The organism is Nioella sp. (genome assembly GCF_964229645.1).
Taxonomy (GTDB): domain Bacteria; phylum Pseudomonadota; class Alphaproteobacteria; order Rhodobacterales; family Rhodobacteraceae; genus Nioella.
Genome location: NZ_CAXREX010000004.1, coordinates 1 through 16,733, shown reverse-complemented (window position 1 = coordinate 16,733; position 16,733 = coordinate 1). Strand labels below are relative to the sequence as shown.

Sequence of the window (16,733 nt, the reverse complement as noted above, 5' to 3'; positions counted from 1 at the left end):
ACCGACAACATGCCGAGGCGATGCAAATCGTTTCCGGCCGACTCGACCGGCCGACGATCCATTTCGAAGCGCCGCCTTCAGAGCGGGTCATGCCAGAGATGGAGCGATACGCGGATTGGTTCAACAAGACAGGGCCGGGGGGAGCACAGCCTCTTTCCGCCCTGACGCGTGCAGGGCTAGGCCATCTCTATTTCGAAAGCATCCATCCGTTCGAAGACGGCAACGGCCGACTGGGTCGCGCCCTCGCTGAAAAGTCTCTGGCGCAGAACATTGGCCAGCCGACCCTCATCTCGCTCGCCTATACCATCGAGAAGGAGCGCAAGGCCTACTACGATCAGCTTGAGCACCATCAAAAAACGCTCGACGTGACCGATTGGCTCGTCTGGTTCGCGGACGTTGTCTTGAAGGCCCAACAGGCAACACTCGACCGCGTCGGCTTCTTCATCAGCAAGGCACATTTCTACGATCGTCACAGGGACCACTTGAACGAACGCCAGGCAAAGGCCATCGCGCGAATGTTTCGGGAAGGCCTTGCTGGTTTCAAAGGCGGCCTCAGCGCCGACAAGTACCTCAGGATCACCGGAACCTCACGCGCAACCGCGACCCGCGATCTGCAGGATCTGGTCGTAAAAGGGGCTCTGAGCCGAACCGGAGAGCGACGCCATACGCGGTATTGGTTGAAGCTCGACGAAAAGAGCGGAACATCGTGATGAGTTCTGGTACTCATCAGATATCCGATAATCCGTTTTATGTCACGCGAACACGCGGTTTGGAGTAAGCCCGTGCGTTGCGCGGTCTTAATCGAACGACCCATGCCCACGGAACGGCACGTGGTCAGGCTGAGGTAGCCTCCATAACCTCCAGTCGATGGAATTAGAGCTGGGATTCTCGTCCTTACCCTACTGGTCCGTTCCGGTGTCAGGAGATCGAACCGACCTTGACTATGTCCCCGGTGGCGTGAAGCCTTTTGCCCAGGCCTGCTTGCGCGAGGGGCATCGCGATCGTGGTCTTTACCATCGCCGCCAATGGCGGGCCAGCCTCGCCCGGCCCCCTTCCCGGCTCCGCCGCGGGGCGCCAGCGTCAGTTCTCCGTCGAATTCGTCGGACGCTGACGGCGGGCAGCTAAATCAGGGGCCCTTATAGCGTTGCCTTCCTCATTGGAACTCAGTTCAGCCGCAGGGTTTCGGTCAACCGCCGATGCCAGAAACGGCGAAGTGTTCACCTCGGCAATCGTGCTGCTGGCCTCCATCCAATCGCTTGGACTGGCACCAGCGATGCGCAGGAATTCGCGGTTAAAGTTTGACTTCGTGTTGAACCCTGATGCCAGCATCGCCTCGGTCACCGTCTCGCCGTGCAGAAGGCGTGATTGTGCATGTCGGATGCGTTCGGCGTTCACAAAGCGCGAGACGTTCTCGCCGGTTGAACGGTTGATCGTGGTCGAAAGCGCCTTGGGTGAGACGCGCAGTTTCCGAGCAAGCTGCGCGAGCGTCAGGTTCGGGTCGAGATAGGGCCTTTCCCGCGCCATGAAGGCCTGCAGCCGCTCCCACAACTCGGTATCCGGCTCGGGGGTTTCTTCGTCGGGTTCTTTGACTTCCGGCTGTTCTGTCCGCAGGTATGGGGACAGCGCGAACAGGCCGATCAGCAGCAGATTGCCAACCGAAAAGACGGTGATGATCCAGCCGCGCGCTTCGGCCCGCCCAGTGACCTGCGCCAGCACGATCAACACGTCGCTCAGCGCCGATGCGACGAGCGCTGCGCCGATCACCAGCCAGATACGCGCAGGCAGGTTGTCATGCGCAAGGAGCGCCTGGGGCTGCGCGTCGGCACCCCGCAAGGCCTGCATCAGGATCGCGATTCCGTAGCCCACGAAAGCCGCAGGCAGCAGCACGTCAAGAAATGCCGGCGCAACCAGTAGCGCCGCCACGGCCGCCAGCGGAACAAGGCCATGCAGCAGATCACCACGCGCCGCGGGCCGCAGCGCAGTGACGACATAAGCAAGCCAGGCAACGGGCGGCACAAGGGCGGCGCTGACAGGCTGCACCCATCGCATGCCCGGCACCGTATAGTGCTGCGCAAGCGCGATAATGAACGACTGGGCCGCGCAAAGCGCCAGAAGCAGCCCGAGGATGCTCAGCCGCCGCTGATCCGCAAAAAGGCGCAGGCAGGCAAATGCAAGAAGAAGGCCTACGAAGACAGGGATAGGAAGGGTGGGCATCAACGGATCACAGCGCTTGGGAACAGCCGATGCCTAGTCCCAAATCCGGATATAGGCGACCTGAATCCGGTTCTAGGACGCGCGAGGGTGCAGTTTCAGGCGAGCCAAGGGGCATCTGAACCACCGGATCGGAGACCCGAGATGAAGACCACCGCCTTCGCCCTTGCCCTTGTCCTTTCCACCCTCGCCAACGGCGCCCTGGCCGAAGGGGCCGGACTGAAAATCGCCCAGATGCAGATGCCCCACCACAATGCCGAGGCGCGTGTGGCGATTTGGTACCCCCGCGGCACCGGCGGCACAGAGACTGTCTATGCCGAGAGCCCGATTTTTCGTGGCGTTGAAGCCTTCACCGATGCCGAACCGGCGGCGGGATTGCATCCTGTCGTGCTGTTCAGTCACGGGATGGGCGGCACAGACCGGGCGCAGGCCTGGCTCGCCTCGGCGCTGGCGGACCGGGGCGCCATCGTGGTGATGATGAACCACCCGGGCTCGACCTGGGGCGATCATGACATGGCGCGGGGCGTGCGGCACTGGACCCGCGCGGCCGATCTGTCGCGCGCGCTGGACATGCTGACGGATGACCCAGACCTTGGCCCGCATCTTGACCTCACGCGGGTGATGGCGGCGGGGTTTTCCTTTGGCGGCTGGACGGCGCTGTCGCTGGGCGGTGCGACGGGCAACCTTCAGGGGATCATTTCGACCTGCACCGCCCAGATTGCGACGATGGATGCCTGCGACCTGCTCTTGTCCGACACGGTCGGAATGCAGCGGCAGGACTCAGGTTTGTGGAACGCCAGCTACGCCGATCCGCGTGTGACCGCCGTGGTGGCCATCGACCCCGGTTTCGTGTGGGGCCTTGAGGCGGCAGACGTGGCTGGTCTTCTGCCGGATGCCGTGCTGATCGGCCTGGGCGACAGCGAGACGCAAATGTCTGCCACCGACTTCACCGCAAGCGGCCTTGCAGCCCTCATCCCTGATGCTCGGGTCTTGCAGATTGCCCCGGCCTTCCACTTCACCGCGATGCCGCTCTGCAAGCCTGAGGGCGTAGCAATCCTTGAGGCGGAACAGGATGACCCGGTCTGCACCGACCCTCCGGGCACGGAGCGGGAGGCAGTGCATGCAGCGATCGTGGAAACCATCGTCGAGGGCCTTGGCCTGTAAATGAACCCCGCGGGTTTACCCGTCGCCGCGGTCGGCCAGTTCGGGGTTTTCGGTCTCGGCCGAGTTCGGGCGGCTCAACGCCTCATGGTGGCAACCAATTCCTCTGCCAGCCATTGAAGCCCGGCATCGTTCTCGCGCTTGCGTTCCAGTTGCAGGACCATTTCCAGCGGTGGCCCTTTTTCCGCCATGTCGTAGGCGCTGAGCGGATAGTGTCGGCACATCACCTCGGCGTGGCGGCGCGGAACGACGGCAAGCCGTTCCGAGCCTGCGATCAGCGCGGGCAGCTGCGAAAAATTCTTCACCGTGACCGACGCCTCATCCAGAAGCCGCGCCACCATTTGTGGCGCATGAGCGCCGGTCATCCGTCTTGGCGCCACGATCAAGGCGCCGACGATATGGAAGCGACGAAGCTCCGCCCCGGTCATGCCGTGCCGCAGCGCCGGATTGTCCCGGTCGCCCAGCACGACGTAGTCGTCATCATAGAGCGAAATCGTCGGCTGGTTCGGTACACTGAAAGCGCGCGGCACGATGTGCATGTCGACATCCCCGGAATTCAGCGGCGTCGAATGATCTGCCGTGAGCGGGACGATATCCAGCCGGATACCGGGAGCGGCGTCGAAGATGCGGTTCAGAGCCGGCGCGATTACCACCTCGGTCACGTCGTCAGGGGCTGCAATCACGAATAACCGGTCTGCGGTGGGCGGATCGAAGGGCCGGGCGGTGGCCAGCATTGCGGTGCTGTCGGCAAGGATCGCCTTGACCGGCCCGGCCAGGCGATCGGCAAGCGGCGTCGGCAACATCCTGTTGCCCGAGGGCACGAACAGGTCGTCGTCGAAATACTGTCGCAGGCGCTGCAAGGCGTTGCTGACCGCGGGTTGCGTCAGGTGAAGCTGTTGTGCGGCGCCCGTCACAGACCGAGTGTCCATGATCGCCCGGAAGGCCACGAGAAGGTTCAGATCAAGTCCCATGAACCGCATGTTGTGCTCCCGGGAAATAGATTTTCGTGATGATTAGCTATCGGAAAGAAAAATTTGTCAATTCCCACATTTGCAAGCACAGTTTGATCAGGGAGTGGCGCCAGCGCGCCAAGAGGGAGGGTCGCCATGCGAATTCGTATCGCAAGGCAGGCGTCGGTCTTTGCCGGCGTGTTGCTTCTATGGGCCGTGGCAAGTCATTTCGGACAGGTCTCGGAAGCCGTGTTGCCGCCGGTCGAGGCTGTGTTCAGCGCAGCGCTTTCATTGCTGACCCGCGAAGGTTTCTGGCCCGCACTTGCCATGACTGTCCGTGACGCGGCGATCGGGCTTACGATCGCGCTCCTGATCGCTGTTCCGGCGGGGCTGGTAATCGGCTCATCGCGGTTTCTCGAGCGTTCGACCCGGTTCCTTGTCGATTTCGGCAGGTCCTTTCCGCAAGTCGCGCTGATCCCGATCCTGCTGACCATTCTGGGCGCGACGTCGACGATGAAGATCGTTCTGATCGTCAGCGCCTGTATCTTTCCGATCCTCTTGCAGACGATCTATGGCGCTCGGCGCATGGACGAGACCTTGGCCGACACCGTCCGCGCCTACCGGATCCCGCTGCACTTGCGGTATTTCCACGTCCTTTTGCCCGCAGCCAGCCCTTTCATCATGACAGGTTTTCGCATTTCAGTCGTGGTGTCCATCCTGGTGGCGATCGCGGTCGAGATCACCAGTCCCGTCGCCGGAATGGGGCGTGAACTGGCCCGCGCGCGGGATTTCTATGAAACCGACGTTGCGATTGCCTATGCGCTGTATGCGGGGCTTCTGGGGGTAATCGTGAACCTGCTGGCCGATCAGGCCGAGAAGACGCTCTTGTCCTGGCACTTCCGCGCGGGGGAGGTGTGACATGCAGATCAGGATCCTGTCATTCATCGCGTTTCTTTGGCTTCCGGTCGTGCTGATCACTCTGTGGTGGGTCTTCTCCGAGCAGTCGGGCGCGTTCTTTTTCCCGCCTTTGTCCCGAACCTTGCTGCGCATGTGGACGGATCTGTCGAGCGGGGAGCTTCTGCGGGACACTTTCGTCAGCCTGCGGAACGTCGCCGCCGGCCTGTGTATCGCGCTGGTTCTGGGCGTCGCCTTCGGGATCGCCATTGGCCAGCGCCGGGCACTGCGCGAAGCTGTCTGGCCGCTTCTGTCCTTTGTCCGCGCCATTCCCGGCGTCGCCATCGTACCCATCGTGATCGTGGCCTTCGGGATCGGGGCAGGCCCCAAGATCTTCCTCATCGCCTCGACCGCCATCTGGCCAATTCTTCTGAACACGATTGACGGTGTCCGGGGTGTGAAGGAATCGATCCTCGAGACCGCCCGGGCTTACAGACTGCCCAGACCGGTCATCGTGCGCGACATCTTGCTGCCGGCGGCGCTTCCGCAGGTGATGGCCGGAACGCGGATCGCCCTGTCCGTCAGCCTGACGGTGATGGTGATCAGCGAGTTCGCCTCGGGTAACGAGGGGATGGGCTATTACATCCTTAACGGCACCGAACGGTTCGACATGACGCAGGTCTGGGCCGGGACAGTCTGGATCGGTCTGATCGGCTTCGTCGTGAACGTCGCTTTCGTCGCGGCCGAGCGTCGCCTGCTGGGCTGGTACTATGGCTTGCCGTCGCGCGGTCCGAAAGCGTCCCGTCCCGCCACAATCCCGCTCAAGAAGAAGGTTGCAGCAAGATGAACCCTGTCACCACCAGCGCCGTCCCGCGAGTTTCGGTCGAGAACCTGGGGAAAGCTTACGGCAATCATCGCGTGATCGAAGGCATCTCGCTGACGGTCGAACCCGGGCAGATCATTGCTATCGTCGGTCCGTCGGGCGTGGGAAAGACCACGTTGCTACGCAGCCTCAGCGGGCTCTTGCCCCCGAGCAGCGGTCGGGTCGTGGTCGGTGACATGCCGGTGACCGAACCGTTGCCGGAAATCGGGCTGGTGTTTCAGGACTACCGGGGCTCGCTGATGCCGTGGATGTCCACATTGGACAACGTGATCTTGCCCCTGAAGGGCAAGGGGCTGAGCAAGTCCGAGCGTCAGCAGCGGGCAATGGACTGCCTCGCCGATGTCGGCCTTGCCGGCAAGGAGCACAAGTACCCATGGGAGCTTTCGGGCGGGATGCAGCAGCGCGTGGCGATCGCGCGGGCGCTTGCTTATGACGCCCATGTCCTTCTGATGGACGAGCCTTTCGGGTCGCTGGATGCGCAGACGCGTTTCGATCTGGAGGATCTGGTTCTGGATCTGCGCCGGCGGCTGGGGATCAGCGTGATCGTCGTCACCCATGACATCGACGAAGCCGTCTATCTGGCGGATCGCATTGTCGTGCTGCGGGGCAGCCCGGCAACGGTGATCGACAGCGTCGCCGTCGATCTGGGTGCCGAACGCGATCAGGTCGCGAGCAAAAGCCTGCCCGTTTTCGCCCAGCTTCGCGGCCGGATCCTGAACGAACTTCGGCATGCGTCCTGAAGGTCTCTATCGAACTACGCGTGATGCACATCGCAGGGAGGAAACCGATGTCCATATCGACAGTTACCCGCCGCGCCCTCGGGGCCGGCCTCTTCGCCACCATGCTGGCCCTGCCCGTTGTAGCGCAGGCCGAACCACTGCGGGTGGGCTGGAGCAATATCGGCGCTTTCGAGCCCTTCTTCATCGCCGAGCGGAACGGTTGGTTCGCCGAGGCCGGGCTGGAGGTCGAGCTGATCGAAGCGTCAAATCCCCAGCAGAACGTCGCGCGGCTGATGTCGGGCGAGCTTGATCTTGTCGGGTCCGGCGCCGCGCCCGCGATCGCAGCGATCGCGCAGGGCGTGCCCTTGAAGATCGTGTTGGGGAACCAGAACATCGACACGCAGCCGACCGTCGGCCTCGTGGTTCGTGCGGACAGTCCCTATCAGTCGGTCGGCGACCTTGAAGGACAGAGCATCGGCACTTTCGGCCTGCAGGGCACGGGCTCGTTCCTGGTGTTCCGCGCGCTGCGCGAAGCAGGGTTCGAGCCTGATGCGGTCGAGCTGATCAACATGCCGCCGCCCACGTTCATCGAGAACCTGCAGAACGGCAATGTCGAGGCGATCGTGCCTTTCGCACTGTTCTACGATCTGGCGCTGACCAATCCTGACTTCCGCCTTCTTTCCGATGCCTACGGGCCGATGATTGGAACGCCGGGCATCATCTACTTGTCCTCGGAGGCGGTTCTGGCCCAGCGAGGCGATGAATTCGTGACCTTCATCGAGGTCATGGCACGCGCTTACGACTATGCCAACGCTCACCCCGACGAGGTGCGCGCGCTCGACGCGGAACTCACGCAGCTGCCGCAAGCGTACATCGCCAGCCGTCCGATCCCGCCGACATCGGTCACCCTAGACGCCGATCAGCTGCAACGGCTGGCCGAGGACATGGTCGCGTTCGGTTTCATCCCCAGCGCACCCACGCCAGAGCAGATGCTGTGGGAGCGGATGCCAAACTGACCAAACGGGGGCGGGAACGTCCCGTCCCCTCCTTCCTCTTTCCGAGAGTTTCGCCATGACCCATCCAGACCTCGCCCCGATCCGCGTCACGCTGCTCGGGACCGGAACCCCTCAACCCGATATCGAGCGTTTCGGCTCGGCCACGCTGATACAGGCCGCTGGTCTGAACCTGCTTTTCGACGCCGGACGCGGGGCCTCCCTGCGGCTCACGCAGGCGGGCTGCCCTCTGGGTGCGCTGCACGCGGTGTTCTTCACGCATTTTCACTCCGACCACACTGCCGGTTTCGCGGATGTCTACACGTCGGGCTATATCCCGGCGCCGTTCGGCAAGCGACGGAAGCCGCTCAGGATCTTCGGGCCCGAGGGAATCGAGGAATTCGCCGAAGGGATGCAGATGGCCTTTCGCGGCGACGTGCGCGAACGGGCAATCCAGTCGCTGCCCGTCGAGGCCACCCGTCTGGTCCCGAGCCGGATCTCCGAGGGCGTGGTGTTTGACGAACACGGCGTCAGGGTCACGGCCTTCGGCACGTATCACCACGACTTCGCTCCGACATACGGTTTCCGGATCGACCATGCCGGTTTCTCCGTCGTGCTGTCGGGCGATACCGCGGCCGATCCCCGTGTCGGCGACGCTGCCAGGGACTGCGACCTGTTGGTGCACGAGGTCGCGGCCATCCATCCCTCGATGCAGGACGACGCCTTCTTCCGTGACGTGGTGATGAAGGGCCATACCTCGCCCGAAGAAGCCGCCGCGATCTTCTCGGGTGCACGCCCGCGATTGGCGGTCTTCACCCATATCGTGCAGATTCCGGGCGGCGCAATGGGACCGAGCGTGCAGTCAATCCTTGACCGAACGGCGCTTGGCTATGACGGGACGGTGATTCCGGGCCAGGACCTTATGACCTTGGATATCGGCGAGAGCGGCGTCCATGTCAGCTCGGCTCTGGCGGAGCAGGCTCATGCGTGATCCCCGTTCTACCATGCCAGCCCCGTCCAGCTTTACCGTTCTCGGATCGGGCGGTGGCCCGTCGCCCACCCCGGGACGCGGCTATCCCGCCCATCTGCTGATGGCCGGAGAGGACCCGATCCTGATCGATTGCGGCGAGGGAGCGATTACGGGCCTGAAACGCGCAGGCATCGAGATGGCGCGTCTACAACACATTGTCCTGTCGCATCATCATTTCGACCATATCGGAAGCCTGTTCGCGATCCTCGGCGTCAACATGATGACCCATCGCCAGAACCCGCTTCACATCTACGGCCCGCCCGGGACGGCACAGATCGTCGAAGGGCTGTTCCTGGCCTGTGATGTGCCCAATCAGACCGGATTTGGGGCCACGGACCGGGGCTTGCCGCATCCGCGCCGCTTCGTCTCGGTGACCGAGATCACGCCGGGCGATGTCATCGAGATCGGCTCGTGCCGCGTGACCTGTTGCGAGAACACGCATTACCGTCCCGAAACCGAGTTCGGCCAACCGGGCCCGCTATCCCTGTCGCTGCGCTTCGATCTGCCGGACCGGTCGGTGGTGTTCACCGGCGATACCGGACCCTGCACCGGCGTCTCGCGTCTGGCGTCAGGGGTCGATCTGCTGGTCGGAGAAATGGTCGACGCCGAGTATGTCATGGACCGCGTCCGCAGGAACCGTCCCGACGCCCCTGCCGCAATGGTGGCCGCGATCCGTGCCCATATGGAAGAGCATCACCTGACGGCCGAGCAACTGGGCGAAATGGCCAAAGCGGCCGGCGCAAAGTCCGTCGTCGCGGTTCATCTGACCAGCGATGCGACAACCGGGGCCGGCATCCATGCGTTTCGCACACGTATCGAAAGCCGATTTGAAGGCCGTGTCGTCATCGCCGGCGACGGCGAAAGCTTCTGAAACCAACCGCGAGCGCAGGGCGCTTCCGGCACTATCGAACATGCAACCTTCTCGAAAATGGGGATGAACATGGAGTTCAACAATCTTCCGGGCAAGCCCGCCGCTTATGGCGTTCGCGCAGGTCAGGGGCCGCGGCATCTTGTGGGAGGCATGGTCGCTTCTTCTTATGCAACCGGCGCAGAAACCGGCGACAGTTTCGGACTGACGATGCTCACCGGCGGCGCGGGCGCCGGACTGCCGCTCTTGCGGCACGGCGCCTCGCATGCCGGGCTCTACGTCATGGACGGGGTTGTCGACCTGATCCTCGCCGGTCGCCGATACCAGCTGGTGCGGGGCGATTATGCCTCGATCCCGGCCGGCACGGACTGGGGTCTTACGATGCAGCGCCTGCGCAACGTGGCAATGCTGTTTCAGACGGGGGGCAATGCTTCGGGGCTGTTCGCGGCGACGGGCCGCGCCTATGAGGGCTTCGTCCAGCCCGATACCACGCCGGGACGCGCGGACGATCTGGCCGCGGGCTCCGTCACCGGCTGCGATACCGAGATCCTTGGTCCGTTGCCCGCGGAGCTGCCCTTGGACGAGGGCCGCACGAGCCTGCCCGACGGGACAGAGCCTTTCGTGATCCGCTCTGGCGAGGGTGATCATGTCATCGTCGGAGAGCAGCTCTTCACCTATACCTCGCGAAACCGCAACACCGGCGGCGAGTTCTTCACCCTGCTGACCGAAGGCCCCGAAGGCCCGATGATCCCGCCCCACAAGCATTTGCGCCATGACGAGATGTTCTTCTGCGTCGATGGCGCGGTCCGGATGAAGGCCGGTGACGACCTCGTCGAACTGGCGCCCGGAGACTTCCTGTTCGTGCCGCGCGGCACGCCCCATGCCTACCAGTTCCTGCGCCCCTACACGCGGTTGATGGGCTGGCTGAAGCCCGGCATTTTCGAGCCGTTCTTCGAAATCCTCGGTGATGCGGCCGACATTACGGTCTACCCGCAGCATCCGCTTCCGTTCCGGTTTGATCGTGTTCTGGAGCGGCTGGGCGAGCTGGACATCGTGCCGCTGGGCGCTCCTCCCGGGGCAGGTCAGCCATGAATCGCTCCGGCATGAGAGAGCCGCGTATCCTGCCCGATCAGGTCTATTCCCGCGCAGGCGGAACCGATCGGCTGGCGGACATCTATCTTCCCGCCGGGGACGGACCTTTTCCGGTGGTGATCTTCTTGCATGGCGGCGGCTGGCGTTTTGGCGACCGCCGTCTCGGCCCCGACCTTTCGCGGCACTTCGCCCAACAGGGCTTTGCCATGGTTTCAATCGATTATCGCCTCTCGGGGGAGGCGATTTTTCCGGCTGCCGTGCTGGACACGATCGAGGCCGTGCATTGGGTGCGCTCGGTCGCTGGAACGTATGGCTTCGATCCCGGGCGCATCGGGCTCTGGGGATCGTCCGCAGGCGGGCATCTGGCGGCGCTGGCGGGCATGGCGCCCAAAGGCACCTTCGGTGCAGGCGATCCGGTGCAAGCGATCTGTGCGGGTTATCCGCCCGTGGATTTCCTGCAGATGGATGCGCAGCGCGACCCGACCATCCAGCCCTCGGACGATCCGGAATCCGCGCATCTGCCCGTCCCGCGCCCCGTCACGGACCCTCAGGCGCTTGAAAGCCTGTTCCTCGGCGGCGCCGTGACCGAGCATCCGAAGCTTGCGGATGAAGCCAATCCCTGTCGGTTCGCCCGCCCGGGACTGCCCCCCCTATTGCTCATGCACGGGACGGCAGATGCGGCCGTTCCCATCGGTCAGAGCCGTCTTCTCTACGCAGCCGTCGCTGCGGCTGGATCCGATGTCACGCTGATCGAGGTTCCAGGCCTTGGGCACGGTTTCTTCAACCGGACGGATCTCGATGACCGGGAACCTCTGACATTGACGACCATCTGCCCGGGCGCGGCGACGGTCACGCGGCCGGGGCATGTTTTCGAAACCGTCGCCAGTTTCTTTGCGCGTCATTGTGTCGATGCATAGACATCCTGCTCTCGCTGCAAGGCAGGACGACGCGAAGCGTAGAGAGCGTTGGGCGGCGAAGCATAAGACGGCCCCGGTGACCGAGTGCACCCACAACAACCGCCGACCGCATCAGGCATTTGCCATGCGCACGCCTGTCAAGGCCTTCAGATCAGCAGCTTAACCTGAGCAGGTTCCTCCGGGTCGATACATCTTCACGCCACCCGGAATTGCAGCCGAAAGGCGATTGCCATCCTGGCCGGACAGCTGTCGAGACAAACACAGGCAGCGCCTCATGAGGCGCTGCCGGGATTGCCCCCTACGGCCAATTGGCCGCAACGTCACATCCGCATCCGTGGGACATTGTTGGGGTCCAGTTTCAGTTCCACGATGATCGGACCTTTCCGGACCCGGATCGCTTCTATCGCGGTCTCCAGCTCTTCGGGCGATGTCACTTGCACCCCTTCCCCGCCAAGGGCCCTGGCGGTTTCAGCAAAAGACGGCCAGTGGAACTCTGTCAGCGACGGATCCATCTGGCGATCCAGCAACTGGACATGCTCGGCCCCATAGGCGGAATCGTTGCAGATAATGACAATCAGGTCGCGGTTCGTTCGTACAGCGGTGTTGAATTCGTTCATGCCACCCATCATGAACCCTCCATCACCGGTAAACAGAACCACGGGGCGTTTCGGGTCACCATGCGCAGCGCCGATGGCCTGCTGCATTCCCTGGCCAATGGCCGCGAAATTGTCGCTCATGTGGAAGCTTTGCGGGTCGGGAACAAAGATCCGGCACCAGACTTCCGTGATGAAGCGCCCGCCATCGGTCAGCATGATACGATCTTGAGGGAGCGTTTCGTTCAGCCGGTCCAGAGCATATTCGAAGTTGATGAACCCGGGCGCGGATTTCCGGGGGTCGCCTTTGGGGTGCAGCGACAGGTCCCCGTCCGGCAGTTCGCTTGCAAAGCCCGAGGGGGGAACTTCCGCTTCATCCAGCCAATAAAGGATATTCTCGGCGGTCCGCCCGGCATCCGCGACAAGAACCGCATCGGCGTGATGGAAGGTTCCGACATCGGACGGGCTGTTGTTGATCTGGATGACGCGTTTGCCCTTCAGCAACTCGCCGCGATCCGTGGTGAAGATATGAAGCCAGGCCCCGAAGGCTATGACGCAATCGGCGGCGGCGATGACATCATAGGCCGCCGCGGTGCTGAGCGTGCCGAAATAGCCGATGTTGTTGGGGTGACCGCGGAAAAGCCCGGTGCCCTTCAGCGTGGTCGCCAGCGGTGCATCCAGCCTTTCGGCCAGTGCAATAAGCTGTTCCCTGGCGCAGACCGCCCCTGCCCCCGCCAGGATCAACGGCCGCTTCGCCGAGGCGATCATCCCGATGGCGTCTTCATGCGCGGGCCCTTCGGTCACGACCGCCGGGGGCTCGGGGGGCGGCAGGACGATCTTCTGATGGGTGACCTCCGCCCACATGAAGTCCGACGGGATATTCACGACGATCGGGCGTCTTTCCTTGCGCGCGCGGTAAAAGGCCGATGCGACATTGCGCGACGCGGTTTCCGGCGCCTGCACCTGTTCGAATCCGGCGCCGGTGGCCTTGACGATTTCCCGCTGGTCGATGTTCTGCGGATGGAACGCCGCCAATGCCGGCGTGTCACCGCACAACAGGACCGCCGGGCGGCGGGCAACCACCCCTTCACGCAACGCGGTGACGCAATTGGTCAACCCCGGGCCCTGCGTCACGGTCGCGACCCCGACTCCGCCGGTCACCTGCGCATGGGCCAGTGCCATGAGAACGGCCCCGCCCTCGTGCACGGCGGGCACCAGCGTGCCGCCGCAGCCTTTGACGAAATGGTTGGCCATGAAAAGATTGGCGTCCCCGACCAGCCCGAACATGGTCTCGACTCCGTGGTCGCGCACCGCCTGCGCGACGGATTGGTGCATGTAGTACTTTTGTTCTGACATCAGTCCCTTCCTTCGACATCCGTCCGCGATGTCGGCGATTGTTCTTCGGACCAACCCGGCTCGACCCGGCGGATCAGCCCGGCGGCAACTGCTTGCCGGGGTTCATGATATTGGCGGGGTCGAGCGCCCGTTTGATGGCGCGCATCGCCGCCAATTGCGTCGGCTCTTTCAGCGCGGCCATCAGCGACAGCTTGCTCTGCCCGATGCCATGTTCGGCGCTGAACGACCCGTTCATCTGGTCAAGCCGGGCAAGAATTGCGTTCCGCGCCTGCTCGTGCGGCAGCCGATCCCAGTCGCGGCCCTTGGCGGCGGCCAGCGCGTAATGCAGGTTGCCGTCGCCCAGATGCCCCACCGTCAGCGGCTGGAACCCGAGTTCGGCCATATGGTCATCCATCTCGGCCACGAAGGGCGCGATCCGGTTCAGAGGCAAAGAAATATCCATATGATTGGCCGGGCCGGATTTGGTGATCGCCTCGAGGATCGACTCGCGCATGTGCCACAGGTCGCGGCGTTGCTGTTCCGATTGCGCGACCATGACATCCAGCAAGAGCCCCTCATCCAAGCAGTCTGCCAGCAGCGCCATAACGTCCGACGTCAGACGGATGCTTCCGTCCTCCATCTCGGCCGCGTCACTCGGACGGGAGGAGGCGACCTCGACCAGGATGCCGGTCTTCGCCGGCGCGTCCAGCGGCGCACGGATGTCGGGAAAAACCTGCCTTATGACATCCACCGCAGGCTGCGGCATGTATTCGAACGCCTCGACCCCGCCGCCGCTGTAGTCCTGAAGACGGTTCAGCACCGTGATAGCCGCCTCCAGAGAGGCGGCCGAGAGGAATGCTGTGGCGCGGGCGCGCGGCGCCGGAAACAGCTTGAATACCGCTGCGGTGATCACACCCAGCGTCCCTTCGGCACCGATCAGCAGATCCTTCAGGTCGTATCCCGTGTTGTCCTTGCGCAGACCCGTCAGCGCATGGATCACCGACCCGTCCGGCAGCACTGCCTCGATCCCGATACACAGCTCGCGCGCTGTACCGTAGCGGATGACATTCGACCCGCCGGCATTCGTCGACAGATTGCCGCCGATGGTACAGCTGCCCTTGGCGCCGAACATCAGCGGAAAGACCAGTCCCTTGTCCAGCGCCGCATTCCGCAAGGTTTCCAGCACGACACCGGCCTCGGCAACGACGCTGCGCCCGGCCTCGTCGAGCGCGCGGATCGCGTTCATGCGCGTCAGGGACAGAACCACCGAGGGCTGGCCCGCCACCGGCACACCCCCGCCACAGAGCCCGGTCCGGCCGCCCTGCGGGACGATTGCCACGCCCTGCGCGCCGCAAAGCCGCACGATTTGCGCAACGTCTTCGGTGGTGCCTGGGCGAACGACGGCCAAGGCCGTCGCCCTGTACCGCCCGGTCCAGTCGACAAGATATCCGGCCATGTCTTCGCCTTCGGTCAGAACATGGGCCTCGCCCACCACCGCGCGCAGTTCAGTCAACAGGCGGGTCGGGTCTTCGATTGGCGTTTTCGCGGTCAAAGCGGCACTCCCTTTCTCACTCCCGTCGCGGGACGCCCCGCCGCGCCACCATCTGACGTGGACGTTTCACCGTCAAGTGCCATACGGTATGTAACATGGTAGTTTGACGTTGAGCCGAGCATCGGCTATGTCCCGGCAAAAAGGATCGCCGCGCGATGCAGCCCATCGACCACCCCGGATCGCTCATGGCCGTCACGGCCAATAGGATCCGCGATGCCATCATTTCCGGTGAATTGCCGCTGGGATCGAAACTGTCGGAACAACGGCTTGCCGATGCACTCGGCGTCAGCCGTTCGCCTGTGCGTGATGCGCTGGCAGCCTTGCAGTCCGAGGGGCTGGTGACGATCCAGTCAAAGCGGGGCACCTTTGTCTTTACCCCAGATCTGCACATTATCGACGAGCTATGCGAATTCCGCAGAATCATGGAATGCGAGGCGCTGCGCCTTGGTGCCGAACGCAACCATGCGCAGCTTATGGACGGACTTGAGCAAGCTTGCGACGCCATGCAGCGCGCACTGGCGGCGGAAGATTCCCAAGGCTACACGCTGGGCGACTACCAGTTTCACAATGCCATCGTGGAAAGCCCTGGAAACCGGTCGATCGTCAGGGCGTATGACGGCATCCTCTCGCCGCTGAAGGCGCTGCGCACGCATCTCTTCATCTTCCTGGAGGAAACCACGACCCGCTCGATGAGCGAGCATCGCGCGATCCTCGAAGCCTGCCGGGTAAAGAACACGGACCTGGCCGTTTCTCGCCTCAGCGACCATGTCAGGCATCTCGCAGAAGCCTTTCGCGCGAAACTGGCCCTCGAAAGCGAGACGTGAATACAGGCTGACAAACCCAAGTCGGTCCGTTCCTGCGCATGCCGGAACGAAACACCTGGTGTGAGGAACGCCGCCTGTCTGGACAGCACGGGTTGAGCCTTCTCAGAACGCAGGGACACTTGCGCCATAACCCCGGCATCATTCCCACAGAGAGGAATTGATGACATCGAGGCTTGCGCACGCCGTGGCATCGGGGAGGCAGCGGGACAGCGCACGGTTCCTGCGTCGTACCGCGTACGCTTTGGGTATTCGACATCAAGCTTGCCCGCTCCCGCCCGACGCAGAACGGCCCGCCACCTCTGGCGGGCCGCTGTCTCAGTTGCGTAGGGTGCGTGCTTGCACGCACCAGCCGCTTCAGAGTTTCTCGGTGAGTTCGGGGACCAGGTCGAAGAGGTCGCCGACGAGGCCGTAATCGGCGACCTGGAAGATCGGCGCTTCCTCGTCCTTGTTGATCGCCACGATCACCTTCGAATCCTTCATCCCCGCCAGGTGCTGGATCGCGCCCGAGATGCCCACCGCCACGTAGAGGTCCGGCGCCACGACCTTGCCGTTCTGGCCCACCTGCCAGTCGTTCGGCGCGAAGCCCGAATCGACCGCCGCGCGCGAGGCGCCCACCGCCGCGCCCAGCTTGTCGGCCAGCGCCTCGATGATCTTGAAATTCTCTTCCGAACCGACGCCGCGCCCGCCCGACACGACGATCCCCGCCGAGGTC

16 protein-coding genes are annotated in these 16,733 nt (G+C 63.5%); 11 read left to right on the top strand and 5 right to left on the bottom strand.

Going from position 1 to position 16,733, the window contains the following annotated elements; genetic code table 11:
* Nucleotides 1–710 (top strand): Fic family protein (locus ACEQXV_RS00190; protein WP_370267302.1); only part of this gene is annotated, 710 nt, incomplete at its 5' end.
* 370 nt (nucleotides 711–1,080) lie between these two features.
* On the opposite strand, the gene ACEQXV_RS00185 is transcribed toward ACEQXV_RS00190, so the two are convergent.
* A complete protein-coding gene (locus ACEQXV_RS00185) occupies nucleotides 1,081–2,214 on the bottom strand; it encodes a helix-turn-helix domain-containing protein (protein WP_370267300.1) in 1,134 nt (377 codons plus the stop codon).
* 141 nt (nucleotides 2,215–2,355) lie between these two features.
* Between ACEQXV_RS00185 and ACEQXV_RS00180 the strand changes: the two genes are divergently transcribed.
* Entirely contained in the window at nucleotides 2,356–3,375 is a 1,020-nt protein-coding gene (locus tag ACEQXV_RS00180; protein WP_370267299.1) for an alpha/beta hydrolase family protein, read from the top strand.
* A gap of 74 nt (nucleotides 3,376–3,449) precedes the next feature.
* On the opposite strand, the gene ACEQXV_RS00175 is transcribed toward ACEQXV_RS00180, so the two are convergent.
* Complete coding sequence (locus tag ACEQXV_RS00175) at nucleotides 3,450–4,352, bottom strand: LysR family transcriptional regulator (protein ID WP_372524936.1); 903 nt, start codon at nucleotides 4,350–4,352, stop codon at nucleotides 3,450–3,452.
* Nucleotides 4,353–4,478: 126 nt separating this feature from the next.
* Between ACEQXV_RS00175 and ACEQXV_RS00170 the strand changes: the two genes are divergently transcribed.
* From ACEQXV_RS00170 to ACEQXV_RS00135, 8 genes are all read left to right on the top strand, one after another.
* Nucleotides 4,479–5,240, top strand: a complete 762-nt coding sequence (locus ACEQXV_RS00170) for an ABC transporter permease (protein ID WP_370267297.1) — start codon at nucleotides 4,479–4,481, stop codon at nucleotides 5,238–5,240.
* Nucleotide 5,241: 1 nt separating this feature from the next.
* Nucleotides 5,242–6,063, top strand: coding sequence for an ABC transporter permease (locus ACEQXV_RS00165; protein ID WP_370267295.1), 822 nt, complete (start codon nucleotides 5,242–5,244; stop codon nucleotides 6,061–6,063).
* Nucleotides 6,060–6,839: an ABC transporter ATP-binding protein gene (locus ACEQXV_RS00160; protein WP_370267294.1), complete on the top strand. Its 780-nt coding sequence runs from the start codon at nucleotides 6,060–6,062 to the stop codon at nucleotides 6,837–6,839. The genes ACEQXV_RS00165 and ACEQXV_RS00160 overlap by 4 nt, the downstream gene beginning before the upstream one ends.
* 47 nt (nucleotides 6,840–6,886) lie before the next feature.
* Complete coding sequence (locus tag ACEQXV_RS00155) at nucleotides 6,887–7,834, top strand: ABC transporter substrate-binding protein (protein WP_370267293.1); 948 nt, start codon at nucleotides 6,887–6,889, stop codon at nucleotides 7,832–7,834.
* Between the two features lie 55 nt (nucleotides 7,835–7,889).
* Nucleotides 7,890–8,801, top strand: a complete 912-nt coding sequence (locus ACEQXV_RS00150; protein ID WP_370267291.1) for an MBL fold metallo-hydrolase — start codon at nucleotides 7,890–7,892, stop codon at nucleotides 8,799–8,801.
* Nucleotides 8,794–9,711 (top strand): MBL fold metallo-hydrolase, encoded by a 918-nt coding sequence (locus ACEQXV_RS00145; protein ID WP_370267290.1) that lies wholly within the window; start codon nucleotides 8,794–8,796, stop codon nucleotides 9,709–9,711. Before ACEQXV_RS00150 ends, ACEQXV_RS00145 begins: the two co-directional genes overlap by 8 nt.
* A gap of 150 nt (nucleotides 9,712–9,861) precedes the next feature.
* On the top strand, nucleotides 9,862–10,800 hold the full coding sequence (locus ACEQXV_RS00140; protein WP_370267289.1) for a cupin domain-containing protein: 939 nt from the start codon (nucleotides 9,862–9,864) through the stop codon (nucleotides 10,798–10,800).
* Between the two features lie 11 nt (nucleotides 10,801–10,811).
* Complete coding sequence (locus ACEQXV_RS00135) at nucleotides 10,812–11,717, top strand: alpha/beta fold hydrolase (protein ID WP_370267287.1); 906 nt, start codon at nucleotides 10,812–10,814, stop codon at nucleotides 11,715–11,717.
* A 320-nt stretch (nucleotides 11,718–12,037) separates the two neighbouring features.
* Here the strand turns inward: ACEQXV_RS00135 and ACEQXV_RS00130 are convergent, their stop codons facing one another.
* Nucleotides 12,038–13,666 (bottom strand): thiamine pyrophosphate-binding protein, encoded by a 1,629-nt coding sequence (locus ACEQXV_RS00130; RefSeq protein WP_370267286.1) that lies wholly within the window; start codon nucleotides 13,664–13,666, stop codon nucleotides 12,038–12,040.
* Nucleotides 13,667–13,739: 73 nt separating this feature from the next.
* Nucleotides 13,740–15,197: an FAD-binding oxidoreductase gene (locus tag ACEQXV_RS00125; protein ID WP_370267285.1), complete on the bottom strand. Its 1,458-nt coding sequence runs from the start codon at nucleotides 15,195–15,197 to the stop codon at nucleotides 13,740–13,742.
* Nucleotides 15,198–15,352: 155 nt separating this feature from the next.
* Between ACEQXV_RS00125 and ACEQXV_RS00120 the strand changes: the two genes are divergently transcribed.
* Complete coding sequence (locus ACEQXV_RS00120) at nucleotides 15,353–16,021, top strand: GntR family transcriptional regulator (RefSeq protein ID WP_370267284.1); 669 nt, start codon at nucleotides 15,353–15,355, stop codon at nucleotides 16,019–16,021.
* A gap of 354 nt (nucleotides 16,022–16,375) precedes the next feature.
* On the opposite strand, the gene ACEQXV_RS00115 is transcribed toward ACEQXV_RS00120, so the two are convergent.
* On the bottom strand, nucleotides 16,376–16,733 hold a 358-nt coding region (locus ACEQXV_RS00115), incomplete at its 5' end, for an electron transfer flavoprotein subunit alpha/FixB family protein (RefSeq protein WP_370267282.1).